The organism is Ekhidna sp. ABH4_415 (assembly GCF_056161305.1).
Window position 1 is genome coordinate 187,163 of sequence record NZ_JBSWYW010000007.1, and the last position, 13,808, is coordinate 200,970.

A 13,808-nucleotide genomic window follows, 5' to 3' on the forward strand; every position below is an offset into this window, starting at 1 on the left:
CCTAACTCTTAAATAAAAAGACCATGAAAAAATCATTCTTAATCACGATTCTCGGCATTCTGATAGCAGGTGTCACTTTTGCTCAATCGGAAGAGACCAGAAGCTTATCATCTTTTTCTGAAATTTCAGCACACGAAGGAATTGACGTTTACATCAGGCAGGGAAATAAGGAGGAAGCACGAATCGTTTCTGAAAGTCATGATCTGGATGAAGTACTTACAGACGTAAGCGGAGGCAGATTAAAAATTCATCTGGAGGGCAACAACCATAGAAATATTGATGTGGAAGTTTACGTTACTTACAAATCTATCCGAGCCATCTCATCATCTTCTGCTTCTTCACTTTCATCCGAAGGCACCATTGATGCAGGAGGAGATGATTTTGATGTGGATGTAAGCAGTGCCGGTGATATCGATGCAACCATTGAGAATGCAGATGAGTTGACGGTGGATGCATCGAGTGCCGGAGATGCCAGGTTGAAGGTATCATGCAATGAAATTGAAGCAGATGTATCCAGCGCTGGAGATGTACAAGTTTCTGGTGTGGCGAAGATGCAGGACGTTGAAGTAAGCAGCTCAGGTGATTATGATGGATATGATCTGGAAAGTGAAGAAGCAGACGTTAGCGCCAGCAGTGGAGGAGGAATTAAGCTAAATGTTAGCAAAAAACTGGACGCCCGTGCCAGCAGTGGTGGCTCTGTCCGATATAAAGGGTCACCTAAATACCTGGATGCCAGCTCAAGCAGTGGAGGCTCCATCAAGAAATCTTGATACTCATTAAAAAACACTTTCAAGCCTGCATACATTTGTGCAGGCTTTTTTGTTATGCATACATGAGAAAATTCTTAATACTTCTTTCCGTTTTACTTTTCGCTTGTGAATCTTCAGAAGAGCGAACACAACGTTTTTTTAACATGGGTAATAAAGCCCTTAGCGATGGCTTTTATGAGCAGGCAATAGAATTTTACAATCAATCATTAAAAGAAACACCCGATTACGCTCCGGCTTTAAATAACCGCGGAGTAGCCCGCATCGAATCTGATCATCCGTACGAAGCAATTTTGGATTACAATCAGGCCATTCAGATAGATCCTGATTACCTCGATGCTTTGTTTAATCGTGCCTATGCGTATGAAGAGATTGGTCAATATAAGAATGCACTAAAGGATGTTGAAACAATTCATACACTGACTAATGATTCTGCTTTTGTTTATTTCTACGAGGGGTTGGTTCAAACCAAAATGAAGATGTATGATGAGGCACTGGCAAGTTTTCAGACAGCAGATAAGCTAAACCCTTTGAATCCCGAAACGCTCATTAATATTGCTACCATTTATTATTTCAAAGAAAAATATGATACAGCAATAAATATTGTGAATGATGCGCTGGAGTTGAGTGCCGACAATGCCAATGGGTTCAGTCTACTGAGTCTTATTGAACTGGAAAAGGGGAATTTCCAAAGCGCCTTGGTTGAGGTGAACCGAGCCATGGATATTGTGCCGGGTGAACCTTACTTTCTAAACAATCGGGGCTACATCTTTTTACAAATGGACTCTTTGGATGCTGCAATCGAAGATATCAACAGGAGCATTGTGTTGAATCCAAAAAATGGGTGGGCATATAGAAACAAGGGGATTTACAAGATGAGACAAGGCGAATATCAGGAGGCAATAAACCTTTTTGAGCGTGCCATAAAAACCGGAGAATTCATTGATGAATTATATTCTTACCTGGGAGATGCCTATATGAAACTTGGTGATAGGAGCAAAGCATGCAACAGCTGGAGGGAAGGTGTTGCACAAAATGAATCATTGAGCCAGCAAAAACTGGATCAAAATTGTGATTGATCCTTTTTGAATATCAGTTGATTCAGGGCGACCAGATGGCTGCATATCAACACTGGCATGATAAAGGTTGGCATGAGGATATATGGAAAATAGAATACTGCCAGGTTAGACACCTTAGAAAGACTAGGTGTGTAGAAATACGGGGTGTAAGAAATGGCCATCTGGATGAAATTAATGAGCAATCCAAGTGCGATCACATTCCATATTATGGCTCCCAATTTACTTTTACTTCGCGCCCCAACCATAAAAACAGCGGCAAATGGAGCCGATATTCCTGAGAGGATATCCAGGTTAGATCCTTCAAAAGTCACATCCATAGGCATTGCCTTAGATACTGCCAACCACCAGATTACCATCTGCAGAGGAATTCTCACGATATGGATATAATGCAGAGTGGTGATTGGAATGTTGTTAAGCATTGCCTTAGATCGTGGGATAGCAAATGCCAGTATGATCATCACGAAGGTAAATCCTGCCATTAGGGGAATTCGGGGTGTACCTGAAAGATTGGTGAAATATCCATCGAAGACGAGCACGCTCACAACAAAAATCCAGGCAACAAGAAACGTGATCACAAAAGATGGTGTTAAGTTTCTTTTGCCATTGGTTGCTGAGTTGACTCCAAAAAAAATGAAGCCAAGAACAGCGATGACGATTGCAATAAAAGTGCCTGCTACATATCCAGGGATGTCTTCCATCTTTGTGATTAGGGTGTGATCACCAATTTACGCAGAAAATTGAAATGAAATAGACATGCTTAATTTGCAACGAAATGAATTTCGATGAACTGACCAGTTTCTTGGAGAAGCGTGTGCAGCAACCTATGCCGGGAGACGTTGCGCACCAAAGAATGAAGCCAAAAATGGCTAATGGTGCTCCACTGAGGTTGAAGCATTCCACGCCACCGCGAAAGGGAGGCGTGCTTATTTTGTTGTACGAGGAGGAGGGAAGTGTGCGCTTTCCTCTCATTCAACGCCCCAGCTATGAAGGCATTCATAGTGGACAAATGGCCTTACCTGGAGGGAGGCATGAAAAGGAGGATATGGACCTGTTTCAAACGGCTCTAAGGGAAAGTGAGGAGGAAATAGGGATTCACCGGGAAAAGGTTGAGATCATTGGAAGTTTATCTGAATTTTTCGTTGCTGCCAGCAATTATCAGGTACTACCGGTAATTGGTAAAATCAATCACAAACCATCTTTCATTCCAGAGCCCAGAGAGGTGGATAATATTGTCACTCCTCCCATCACTCATTTAGTTGACCCTACCAGACTAAAGGAAAAGGAAATGAGCGTGCGTAGTGGTTATCGGTTGATCTGTCCATATTTCGATCTGGAAGGCCGTACGGTATGGGGAGCTACTGCGATGATGCTAAGCGAGCTGGTAGATATATTGAATGAGTACCCGGTTCGATAACATAAACATCATTGAACGTTAACGATCAAACGCATCCCTTAGGAGCTTCTTCTCGTACCTTTAATCCATGGAAGCGCTAGATTTATACAATCCGGACGATACTTCTGATTTCGACGATCGGATAGAGGAGGAGTGTGAAGTTTTTGACGTGGAATCAGAAGATAGGGAGCCTCTTGGGGAGGAGGAAGATTTTTATCGTCACCTGGAAGAATACTAATCGGAATAATCCTTACTTCCTTCTAATCTATTTACTAATTTTGCAGCGGCAAACGGGTACGACCAGCTCCTGCTGAATCCCCCAGGACCTGACGGTAGCAAGGGTAGGCGGTCGTAGCGGTGCGATGCTTCGTTTGCCATTTTTTCTTTCCTTCACAATAACCCCAACTAAATGAAATTTTTCATTGACACAGCAAACCGTGACGAGATCAGAGAGGCGCAGGATTTAGGCGTGCTCGACGGTGTAACCACCAATCCTTCATTGATGGCCAAAGAAGGCATCACGGGCGAGGCGAACATATTGAAGCACTACAAAGACATTTGCGACATTGTGAATGATAATGTGAGTGCAGAGGTGATTGCTACTGAATTTGAAAAAATGGTGGCTGAAGGAAGGGAACTGGCAAAAATTGATGATAAAATCGTGGTGAAAATCCCGATGATCAAAGATGGGGTGAAAGCGATTTCTGCCTTGACTGCTGAGGGTATCCGAACAAACTGCACTTTGATTTTTAATGCTGGTCAGGCGATTCTGGCTGCCAAAGCTGGAGCTAGCTACGTTTCTCCATTCATCGGTCGTTTAGATGATGTGTGTACGGATGGTCTTGCGTTGATCGAGCAAATAGTAGGGATTTACGACAATTATGGATTTGAAACAGAGGTGTTAGCTGCGTCAATCAGACATAATATGCACCTGATTCAGTGTGCAGAGATAGGTGCTGATGTGGCCACTTGTCCGCTTAGCGTTATAACCGGACTACTGAAACATCCGTTGACCGATAGTGGATTGGAAAAATTTCTTGCTGATTATCAAAAATCAAACAAATAAGTTAAGACGTAGTTGATGATGGAAGCGTTAGATTTACTTAATTTAGATGAAATGTACATCATCAAGGTGAAAGGAAAAGCAAAAATTCCTGATTACATACAGATCAGGGATCAGGATTTTGTCCTGGTAGCTTATTTTAGGACTGATCGTCCACTTAAGCGAATGGATAAATTCGGCCTTGAAGGTAAGGATGAGGAACTCAGACACCTGATACAGGAGCTTCCTTACGGGAAGCTTCAAAAACTAGAGTTATAAGTAAGCTAAATGTCATTCTCCGAAGAACCTGTTGTTCGAGTATCAAATGCATCTATATTTCAGGAAGACCACACGGTCTTAAGTGAGCTAGACTTCACCATAGATAAAGGTGAATTCACCTATCTCATTGGGCGAACAGGGAGCGGAAAGTCATCACTTTTAAAAACCTTGTATGCTGATCTACCGCTAAGACTTGGTCATGCAGAGGTTGTTGGTTTCCCAATCAATAATATCAAATCCAGGGAAGTACCTTATCTGAGGAGAAAAATAGGAATCATCTTTCAGGATTTTGAGCTGTTCTATGATCGTTCTGTTGCGGAAAATTTAACCTTTGTAATGAAGGCTACCGGGTGGAAAGATCCGGCAAAAATGAAAAACAGAATCGCTGAAGTACTGATGCGAGTAGGGCTTGGAGCCATCTCAGCAAAGATGCCCCATCAGCTTTCCGGCGGTGAGCAGCAGCGCGTAGTGATCGCACGTGCTATGATCAATGAACCGCAAATCTTATTTGCGGATGAGCCTACCGGAAATCTTGATCCGGATGTAAGTGACGGAATTCTCAAGTTATTTGAAGAAATCAATAACAGCGGAACGGCCGTACTTATGGCTACTCACAATCATAAATTCATTGAAAAATTCCCACATCGAGTCCTCAAATGTGAAAAAGGCAGGATTCTTGATTCATCAAAAGAAAAGTTCGAATTAAGTGGCTGGTACTAGCGCTTAGTTCCTTAATGATTACCTTCACCCCATGAATAATCTTCTGATCTATGGTGCCTACGGGTACACGGGCCGATTGATAGTAAAAGAGTGTCTTAAACAGGGAATCAAACCTATTATTGCTGGCAGAAATCCAGAAAAGGCAATGACCTTTGCCAATAAGCATGGATTAGAATACGATGTTTTTGAGGTTGATGATCGTGGAAAGCTGGAGAACTGGCTGAAGCGAGGTGATGTGGTTATTCATTGTGGAGGTCCATTTATTCATACAGCTAAAAGTATGGTTCAGGCCTGTCTCGCTACAAATACCCACTACCTTGATATTACAGGAGAATTTCAGGTTTTTGATCTGATCAAAGAGTACGGGGTAAAAGCAAAAGAAAAAGGCATCATGCTGTTGCCTGGAGCCGGATTTGATGTAGTTCCATCGGATTGTTTGGCTATACACCTGCACAATAAATTACCTTCTGCGAATGATTTGAAACTGGCCTTCGTAAGCAAAGGAGGAAAATTATCACGCGGAACTGCCAAGACGATGATTGAAAATCTGGGTGAGCCTCAAACGGTACGTAGAGATGGAGATTATGAAGGGGTACCGATGGGTAAATCTGCCAGGGAGATTGATTACGGTGATTTTAGTCAGATCTCTATGGGAATTTCCTGGGGAGACATCTCAACTGCCTATTTCAGCACGGGCATTCCCAACATTGAGGTCTTCTCCGGTACAAACGAGCAGCAACTGGCCAAGGTGAGACGTGCTGCGAGGTTGTCTTTCATGCTTAGGTCTCGTACCATCAAAAACTTTCTGATGCGCCAAATGGATAAACGGTCAGATGGTCCGAAAGAAAAAAGGCGGAATGAATCTGAAATGTACTTATGGGGTCAGGTGAGTAATGGAAGCAAGTCCATCGAAGCTCGGCTGAAAACACCAAATGGATATACATTAACGGCACTGACCTCCGTTTTAATTGCAAAAAAAATATTGGAAGGAGATTTTAAACCCGGATTTCAGACTCCATCCACTGCATACGGGGAAGGCTTGATACTTGAGGTTGAAGGATGCTCATTTATCTAGTATTTACCTTTCACTACTAGCAAAATAAAATCCCTCCGAAGAGGGATTTAATATGAGAAGACAATTCAAAATGTTTAACCTAGAGCTTGCCTCCTGCAGTATCAATTACACCCATTTGTATACATCGATTGTACATGTCATGTAAGTCGAACCCCCTGACAATTTTGCCATTTTCAACCGTATACCTAAACACGGTTTTGTAAGTCACTTCTTTATATGTTGGCTGTGCTAACCCCAGGCGGGTAAATGTTGGATTACTATGTGTGAATTTTCCTGTGGTGAACAGAACGACATCATTTCCTTCGGCAATCACTGCATCAATCTCATATCTGAGGTCAGGCATCATTTGTGCAAATCGCTGGCGCCCTACTCGCATGGTTTCCGGAGTGTAATTCTTTCCCTGAAAATTTGTAGAAGGGGCATAGTCTATGTATTCAGGCACAATCAGGTGATCGAGGGTGTCCAGATTTTGCATGTTCCACATTGCATTGAAGAAGGTCAAAACGATTTCCTTGTTTATTTCCTCGTCGGACTTGGTGCTGGTTCCTGAGGAAGGAGAGCAAGCTGAAAAGAACAGTGATAATAAGAAGGAAGTAGCAAACAGTTTTTTCATGGTTAGATTGAATTGTGGGTTAAAACTACCCTTATCTCTATCTCTTTCAGACCCAAATGGTGTGAGTGGTCAAATGGAGGGTGTGGGATGATCAAAAGGGGTAGTAAATGAATTAGTTAAAAGTCAATGGTTAGCTGAGATGGAGTCTCTGGCTCTTCATCTTTTCTGAAATTAGAAATCCCCACTCCAATCAGTCGAATACCGTTTTCATCCAGCAGGTCTTCAGTCATTAGACCCCTGGCTATGGAAAGGTAGGTTGCTTTATTGTTGATGGCCTCTTCCTGTGTTTTACTGCGGGTAACCTGCCGAAAGTCTCCGTACTTCAGTTTGAGTGTAATCGTATGACCGTCACTTGCCTTGCTGCGTTGATAGCGATCAAATGAGATGTTGGAGATGCGTTCCACCTCTTCCATGATCTCCTCTATTTCGTACAGGTTTTTTTCGAATGTTCGCTCTGCGCTGACCGATTTGGTTTCACGAACTGGCTGTACTTCTCGATTATCTATCCCTCTGCAGATGTTGTAGTAATACTGCCCCGACTTGCCGAACCGAAGCTTCAGATCATCCAGGCTTTTTTTTCTTAGGTCCTTTCCGGTAAATATCCCCGCCTTCACCATTTTCTCGGCAGTTACTCTCCCAATGCCATGAAAGCGATGAACGGGAAGTTTGGAGACAAAATCCTCTGCTTCCTCCGGAAGGATGACAAACAGCCCATCAGGCTTGTCCATATCTGAGGCAGTTTTGGCAAGGAACTTATTATAAGAGATTCCTGCTGAGGCAATAAGCCCGGTTCGTTGCTTGATTTTTGATTTGATCTCTTTTGCAATAAGCGTGGCAGAGTTTAGGCCGATCTTGTTTTCGGTCACATCCAGGTAGGCTTCATCCAATGAGAGCGGCTCCACCAAATCTGTGTATTCGAAAAACACTTCTCTGATTTGCTGGGACAATTCGCGGTAGCGGGGAAAACGATGGGGAACAAAGATTAGGTTGGGGCAAAGCTTGGCAGCTTTGGCAGAGGGCATGGCAGACTTCACACCGAACTTTCTGGCTTCATAGCTGGCAGCAGCTACAACTCCGCGCTGAGAGTTTCCACCTACAGCTACCGGTTTACCCTTCAGTTCTGGATGGTCCAGCTGCTCTACTGATGCATAAAATGCATCCATGTCGATGTGTATAATCTTGCGATGTGCCACTGATGCAAGGTAGGAAAGGAGAGGGATAGGAGCCGATGATTTAATAGGCATAAGATGTTATGAAGAAGGATCGGAAACCCCTGTCTGTTTTTTTCAGAGGTTTCATAAGCTTCCTCTTCTCCTATTTTTTTTCTTTGAAAGTTATTCGGGAGCTGAATAAGTGACCATATCAATCCCAACGCCATTCGGATCTACAATCGCAAAATGCCTGTCTCCCCAAGGTTCATCTCTGATTTCAAATTCGAACTTCACACCCTTGGCTTTGAGCTGCTCATAAACCTTGTTCACATCCTCTACCTCAATGGTGAGGTATACTCCGTGTCCGGCAAACTTCTTTTGAAAAACTGGTTGCTGGGATGGATGCTCAGGAAGCAAGAAGCTCAGCTCAAATGATTTGTCCGGAGTGTGCAGAAGGACATAAAAATCATTTTCAAACGTAACTCCGAAACCAAGTGTATTTGTGTAGAATTCCTTGGTTTCCTGTAGTTTTTCTGTAATAATACCCGCGTTCATTTTCATCTTGATACTGTTTTGTGCACCTGCAAATACTGAGATTGACAGAAGCGTAATGGTAAAAATGGATCTCATTGTTGAATAATTTATGAGACAAATTTATTGCAGGGATGAGCCGCTTTTATTGTAAAAAACGGACATAATTACTCAAAGGCTCGTGACGGTGTTACCCCATAAAACCTCTTGAAATCCTTGATGAAGTGTGCCTGATCAAAGAATCCGACATCCAGGTAAAGTCTGTTTCCCTTAAGGCTTTCCTTTGATGGCTTTGCATTAAGTAAATGCTGAAAACGAACTACGTTACTAAAAGCCTTGGGACTAGTTCCTAAATAAAAGTTAAATACCCGTCTGAGTTGTCGCGTACTTAACCCCGTATCTATGTCGCTCTCCAAATCCAAAAAACCATTTTTCTCAAAGATCAGACTAAGAGCATTTAGAAATCTCAAATCTGGATTGTAGGGTCTTTGTTCAATAATTACAGCAAGCCGTACATTCAAAATGTCAGTGATATCCTTAAAGGAAGAGGTATTTTTGAATGATGTGGAAATCCACTGAGACAGGTCCGGTAGTATCTTTATTAATTCCTGTGATTGATTGCTAAGAGATTTTGCATCAATGCCGAATAAAGAAGGAAAGGTACTGGGAAGAAAACGGATCCCGATATAGTTAAATTCTTCACCGATGGAAAACTCCGTATACTTTCTGCAGAATCCCATTACAAAATTTTCAGAGGGATTTTTAGCGTTGAAAAATATATCAATGCATCCGTCAGATACTACCCGATAAGTGAAGGGTGTGTCCAGTGATTGATGAGTTTTCAATTCCCAAAAGCAATAAACGAAATGTTCGATAGAAGGATCAGGGGGAACTTCCTGGTAACTGATGTCTGCATTGGTTGGCTTTATGGTCGGTTGAATGGGGCGATATAATTTTCGAAGATTTATCAAATTTCTAGATTTGATCTGTAACACTTCTATAACTGTGTTGAGATGCACTACACTATTCAAGCGATAATTTTAAATATCTTCTTACTTAACCCCCTCACGATCCAGCAAATACATCATGGCACCCATACTGGCCGCACCTAGTTCAAGCTCCCGCTGGTCTACAGCCTCAAACACATCAGCAGGGGTGTGATGGTAGATAAAGTAGCGTTGCGTGCTGGGCCTAAGGCCTATTAATAAAGTCCCTTGAGATCGGAGCGGCCCGATATCCGCACCACCACCGTTTTGATCAAAGTCCCACACACGGTAGGGGAGGAAGTAGTCCCTCCATGCCTTGATCTGGGCTTTTTGTTTGTTTGTACCTGAAGTGGAAAATCCCAGTGGCTGAAACCCTCCGGAATCAGATTCCAGGGCGGCAATGTGCTTCTCGCCTTTCTCTTTGGCTACTCGCGCATATTCTTGCCCGCCTCTAAGACCATTTTCTTCATTCATCCACATCACCGCACGGATGGTCCGCTTCGGGGTGATGTCAAGCGCTTTGAACACACGCACAGCCTCAATGGCCTGCATACAGCCAGCTCCGTCATCATGGGCCCCTTCACCCACATCCCAGGAGTCCAGGTGGCCGCCCACAGCAATGATCTCATCGGGAAATTCCGTTCCACGCAATTCACCAATGACATTGTAAGACAAGACATCCGGCAACTGCTGGCAATGCGTTTCGATGTACACCTTTAGCGTCTGCTCCTGTAAAATCCCACTCAGCTTGTCCGCATCATTGGTGCTGATGGCTACCGCTGGTATCTGATTGATGAGCGCTTTATAATTGAGTGATCCGGTGTGCGGAATGTCATCTTTTCGGTTGGTTACTGATCGGATGATGATCGCTTTGGCCCCATACTTAGCAGCCTCAGACGCACCCGAAGATCGCTGGATCACCGCACCGCCATACGCACCAAACGTGTTGATAATGGTTGGATCCATTTCTCCATTATAAAACACGATCTTGCCCTCTACTTTCTTTCCTAATTCATTCACTTCGTCAATCCCACTCACTTCCACTACTTCAGCCAGCACTCCATCTGGGCCGGTTCCTACAGAGTTACCCAGTGCCAGAGCGTTCATTTCAAATGTTCCATGCTTTTCGGAATCAAGCGCGCGAACCACTTCTTTTTTACCCCGAACCCAATGAGGCACCATCACGGGTTGCAAATACACCGTATCAAACCCATAAGATTCCATAAGTTGTTTGGTGTACTCTACCGCAGCGGCAGCTTCAGGAGAACCGGAAAGGCGACTACCAATATCCTTGCATAGTACTCTGAGGTTTTCATAAACATGACCATTTGTCAAAGCCTCATCATAAATCTTTTTGATGGTCGCTTCGTGTTGGGCGAAGAGCAAAGTGGGAGATAGGAGGAGGGCAGTTAAAATCTTTTTCATGGCATGAAAATAAGAAAAGAAGATTTTAACCCTATCCAGCCAGAACATGAATTTTATAAACGGTTAACGATCTCAGGAATGACACGGTGACCTCCCTCATACCAATGCAACTCTGGCTCCCTGTTCATGGCAGCTTTCAAAACCTTGTTTTGATTATCAATCATCTCCTCTTTGAAGTATTTGTCCTCTCTGCTGGTATAATAGTGGATTTCTTCCTCTCCGGTCAGGTATTCCCAATCCTTTGGATCAGTATCCGGCGGAAAGGTTCCTGCCCAGATGATCATTTTGCTAAATGGAATTTTAGCATGTGAAGCGTAGCGTCCCATGGTGGCTGTGCCCTGAGAAAAACCAAAATATATGAGATCTTTTTCAGATAGATCATATTGTGAAAGCACTGAATCGATATACGAGTATTGATTATCAATCTCTGTCAGTCGATCTTCTTTGGTCATCCAGGATGCACCCACTCTTCCATAAACACCATCCAGATAGTATTTGGACAAACCCTGTGGAGCAATGATGAAGTTTTTTTCAGGATCAAGCCCTTCAAATTTTTTTATAAAATATTCGGCCAGCTGACCGTATCCATGGAAAACAAGCCATATGCGATCAGTCTCTTCAGTAAGCTTATTCAGCGTGTAATAAGATGCCTTTATTGAAACTGGAACGTGATGCTGTTGCATAACTGATTTTGGTATATAATTGCAGAATTTATCGCAAATCAATGAAAAAACTCTCTCTAATCCTCTTTACAATAACTTCCTTTTATTCCTTTTCTCAGACTATGGGATTAAAAGGTGGATTAAACTTAGGTAAAGAAAAAGCCACAGCAAGTGGTATTTCCATTACCAGTCAATCCCTGGTTTCTTTTATGGCTGGAATATATGGTGAAGTGGCTACTGCCAATGAAAACCTCTTTTTTGCTCCGGAGCTGATATTTAGCATTGATGGAGGAAAGTTTGAATTTTTCGGGACCAATGCAACAGATAAATTGAGCTATTTATCAGCTCCTTTATTAATGAAGTTTTTTCCGTCGGATAAATTTAATATCCATGGAGGGCTTCAGCTAGGCGTACTTTTAAAGGCTGTAGGAGAAGTAGATGGTGAAACCATAGAATACACGGATGATGTGAATAGAATCAATATTAGTGCTGCTTTCGGAGCAGAATTTGATCTTGGTTCAGCTAGTCTTGGAGGTAGATATGTATTGGGTTTAAGTGATTTGAGTCAGGAGGATGAAGGTAATCTTACGCTCAATACCATCCAGATTTATCTTGCAGTACCATTTAATTGATTACCCAGCCACCATCTGCATCATCAATCCACACACATAAGCTCCGTACGTGCCCAGAACGTAACCAAGCACAGCCATAAGAACACCTACTGGTGCCAGAGACGGATGGAATTCTGAAGCTATTACCGGAGCAGAAGCAGCACCTCCCACATTCGCTGTACTTCCCACAGCGATGAAGAAGTATGGAGCTTTTATCAATTTAGCTACCAACGCTAAAAGTAGCACATGAAACAGGATCCAGGTGATACCTAAAAAGAAGTAGCCCGGGTTGTAGAATATCGCAAGAATATCCATGTTCATGCCAATGGTAGCAACCAGTATGTAAATGAACGCCCTGCCTATTCGTGAAGCTCCTACACCTTCCAGCTCGCGTGCTTTGGTAAAAGAAAGGATTACTCCCAGTGTTGTGGCAATCACCACAAGCCAGAAGAATCCGGAGGTAAGGCTATATTGTTCCAAGGCAGGGAATTGTTCCAGGTACGGTACAATGAGGTCAGAACAAAAATGCCCGATACCCGTGCAGGTAAAACCCACCATAAGTACTTTCATCAGATCAGTAAGGTTTGGAATCTTAGCCACACTTAGTTGATAGTTCTCCATTTTCACTTTGAGCGATTCAATGGCTGAAGAATCTGCTTTCAGTTTTCTGTCTATCAACTTGGTCACCGCTACACCTGCAATCAAGACACCCAACCACGCATTTCCAACAATGATGTCAACAGTGACCATGGTAGAAAAAAGCTCGTCACTCACTTCAAACACTTCTTTCATGGTTGCCTGGTTGGCACCTCCGCCAATCCATGATCCGGCGATGGTGGTCATGCCTCTCCACACTTCATTGGGTGCTACTCCTCCAACCAAATCGGGTGCTATTTGAGAAAAAATGATGATAGTAAGTGGTCCTCCGATCATAATTCCAACTGTTCCGGTCACAAACATGATCACCGCTTTGGAGCCCAGCTTGGCAATTTCTTTTAAGTCCACGCTGATGGTGAGTAAAACCAAACTAGCTGGCAAAAGGTATCTTGAAGCAACAAAATAAAGATTAGATTGGGATGGGTCAATGAGCCCTACAGCCTTTAGTAATGATGGTAAAAAATAACACACTAAAAGGGCTGGAACATAAGAGTAAAATTTTTTCCAAAATGGATGATCAAGTGAGGAGGTGTAAAACACTGCTCCCAGCATTAACATGAGAATACCGAAAATTACGGCATCATTTGTGATGAAAGGTTGGTCCATAATGTTGAAAATTTGCCTCAAGGATAATGATTTCCTTGAGCATATCTATGATTATTTTATTTTTGAAAGAAAAAACAATTATGGGAAAAGGTGACATAAAAACCAGAAGAGGTAAAATTTGGAAAGGCACTTATGGCGTATCGAGACCCAGAAGTGCGAATAAGAAAATGGTTGAACAGCCAGATAAAAAAACATCTAAAAAGAAATAGTT

Annotated in this window: 18 protein-coding genes; 10 read left to right on the forward strand and 8 right to left on the reverse strand. The window is 42.8% G+C overall.

What is annotated here, in order from left to right; translation table 11 throughout:
* Window positions 1–23 precede the first annotated feature (23 nt).
* The gene (locus tag ACXAH9_RS13745) at window positions 24–770 is read left to right on the forward strand and encodes a head GIN domain-containing protein (protein WP_474895429.1); all 747 of its coding nucleotides are present in this window, start codon (window positions 24–26) and stop codon (window positions 768–770) included.
* Window positions 771–832: 62 nt separating this feature from the next.
* Window positions 833–1,846, forward strand: a complete 1,014-nt coding sequence (locus ACXAH9_RS13750) for a tetratricopeptide repeat protein (protein WP_474895430.1) — start codon at window positions 833–835, stop codon at window positions 1,844–1,846.
* On the opposite strand, the gene ACXAH9_RS13755 is transcribed toward ACXAH9_RS13750, so the two are convergent.
* Window positions 1,831–2,544, reverse strand: a complete 714-nt coding sequence (locus ACXAH9_RS13755) for a hypothetical protein (protein WP_349563030.1) — start codon at window positions 2,542–2,544, stop codon at window positions 1,831–1,833. The two genes, ACXAH9_RS13750 and ACXAH9_RS13755, sit on opposite strands and share 16 nt — an antisense overlap.
* A 74-nt stretch (window positions 2,545–2,618) precedes the next feature.
* Here ACXAH9_RS13755 and ACXAH9_RS13760 point away from each other — a divergent pair, with 74 nt between their 5' ends.
* The 6 genes from ACXAH9_RS13760 to ACXAH9_RS13785 all read left to right on the forward strand — a co-directional run bounded on the left by ACXAH9_RS13760 (window position 2,619) and on the right by ACXAH9_RS13785 (window position 6,355).
* Window positions 2,619–3,260 carry an NUDIX hydrolase gene (locus ACXAH9_RS13760; protein WP_474895431.1) on the forward strand — a complete coding sequence of 214 codons (642 nt, stop codon included), beginning with the start codon at window positions 2,619–2,621 and terminating at the stop codon, window positions 3,258–3,260.
* A gap of 67 nt (window positions 3,261–3,327) precedes the next feature.
* Window positions 3,328–3,477 (forward strand): hypothetical protein, encoded by a 150-nt coding sequence (locus tag ACXAH9_RS13765; protein WP_474895432.1) that lies wholly within the window; start codon window positions 3,328–3,330, stop codon window positions 3,475–3,477.
* Window positions 3,478–3,648: 171 nt separating this feature from the next.
* Window positions 3,649–4,305, forward strand: coding sequence for a fructose-6-phosphate aldolase (gene fsa, locus ACXAH9_RS13770; protein WP_474895433.1), 657 nt, complete (start codon window positions 3,649–3,651; stop codon window positions 4,303–4,305).
* Between the two features lie 51 nt (window positions 4,306–4,356).
* A complete protein-coding gene (locus tag ACXAH9_RS13775; RefSeq protein WP_474895434.1) occupies window positions 4,357–4,560 on the forward strand; it encodes a fructose-6-phosphate aldolase in 204 nt (67 codons plus the stop codon).
* A gap of 9 nt (window positions 4,561–4,569) precedes the next feature.
* On the forward strand, window positions 4,570–5,280 hold the full coding sequence (locus ACXAH9_RS13780; RefSeq protein ID WP_474895435.1) for a cell division ATP-binding protein FtsE: 711 nt from the start codon (window positions 4,570–4,572) through the stop codon (window positions 5,278–5,280).
* Between the two features lie 31 nt (window positions 5,281–5,311).
* Complete coding sequence (locus ACXAH9_RS13785; RefSeq protein WP_474895436.1) at window positions 5,312–6,355, forward strand: saccharopine dehydrogenase family protein; 1,044 nt, start codon at window positions 5,312–5,314, stop codon at window positions 6,353–6,355.
* A gap of 79 nt (window positions 6,356–6,434) precedes the next feature.
* On the opposite strand, the gene ACXAH9_RS13790 is transcribed toward ACXAH9_RS13785, so the two are convergent.
* The 6 genes from ACXAH9_RS13790 to ACXAH9_RS13815 form a co-directional block, all read right to left on the reverse strand.
* Window positions 6,435–6,968: an ester cyclase gene (locus ACXAH9_RS13790; protein ID WP_474895437.1), complete on the reverse strand. Its 534-nt coding sequence runs from the start codon at window positions 6,966–6,968 to the stop codon at window positions 6,435–6,437.
* 116 nt (window positions 6,969–7,084) lie between these two features.
* The gene (gene dinB, locus ACXAH9_RS13795; protein WP_474895438.1) at window positions 7,085–8,212 is read right to left on the reverse strand and encodes a DNA polymerase IV; all 1,128 of its coding nucleotides are present in this window, start codon (window positions 8,210–8,212) and stop codon (window positions 7,085–7,087) included.
* 90 nt (window positions 8,213–8,302) lie between these two features.
* A complete protein-coding gene (locus ACXAH9_RS13800; RefSeq protein WP_474895439.1) occupies window positions 8,303–8,749 on the reverse strand; it encodes a VOC family protein in 447 nt (148 codons plus the stop codon).
* A 68-nt stretch (window positions 8,750–8,817) separates the two neighbouring features.
* Complete coding sequence (locus tag ACXAH9_RS13805; RefSeq protein ID WP_474895440.1) at window positions 8,818–9,621, reverse strand: AraC family transcriptional regulator; 804 nt, start codon at window positions 9,619–9,621, stop codon at window positions 8,818–8,820.
* An 81-nt stretch (window positions 9,622–9,702) separates the two neighbouring features.
* Window positions 9,703–11,061, reverse strand: coding sequence for a M20/M25/M40 family metallo-hydrolase (locus tag ACXAH9_RS13810; RefSeq protein WP_474895441.1), 1,359 nt, complete (start codon window positions 11,059–11,061; stop codon window positions 9,703–9,705).
* Window positions 11,062–11,114: 53 nt separating this feature from the next.
* Entirely contained in the window at window positions 11,115–11,744 is a 630-nt protein-coding gene (locus ACXAH9_RS13815; RefSeq protein WP_474895442.1) for an alpha/beta hydrolase, read from the reverse strand.
* Window positions 11,745–11,785: 41 nt separating this feature from the next.
* Here ACXAH9_RS13815 and ACXAH9_RS13820 point away from each other — a divergent pair, with 41 nt between their 5' ends.
* A complete protein-coding gene (locus ACXAH9_RS13820; RefSeq protein ID WP_474895443.1) occupies window positions 11,786–12,355 on the forward strand; it encodes an outer membrane beta-barrel protein in 570 nt (189 codons plus the stop codon).
* On the opposite strand, the gene ACXAH9_RS13825 is transcribed toward ACXAH9_RS13820, so the two are convergent.
* A complete protein-coding gene (locus tag ACXAH9_RS13825) occupies window positions 12,356–13,597 on the reverse strand; it encodes a DUF819 family protein (RefSeq protein ID WP_474895444.1) in 1,242 nt (413 codons plus the stop codon).
* Window positions 13,598–13,677: 80 nt separating this feature from the next.
* Here ACXAH9_RS13825 and ACXAH9_RS13830 point away from each other — a divergent pair, with 80 nt between their 5' ends.
* The gene (locus ACXAH9_RS13830) at window positions 13,678–13,806 is read left to right on the forward strand and encodes a 30S ribosomal protein THX (protein WP_474895584.1); all 129 of its coding nucleotides are present in this window, start codon (window positions 13,678–13,680) and stop codon (window positions 13,804–13,806) included.
* The last annotated feature ends 2 nt before the right edge of the window (window positions 13,807–13,808 follow it).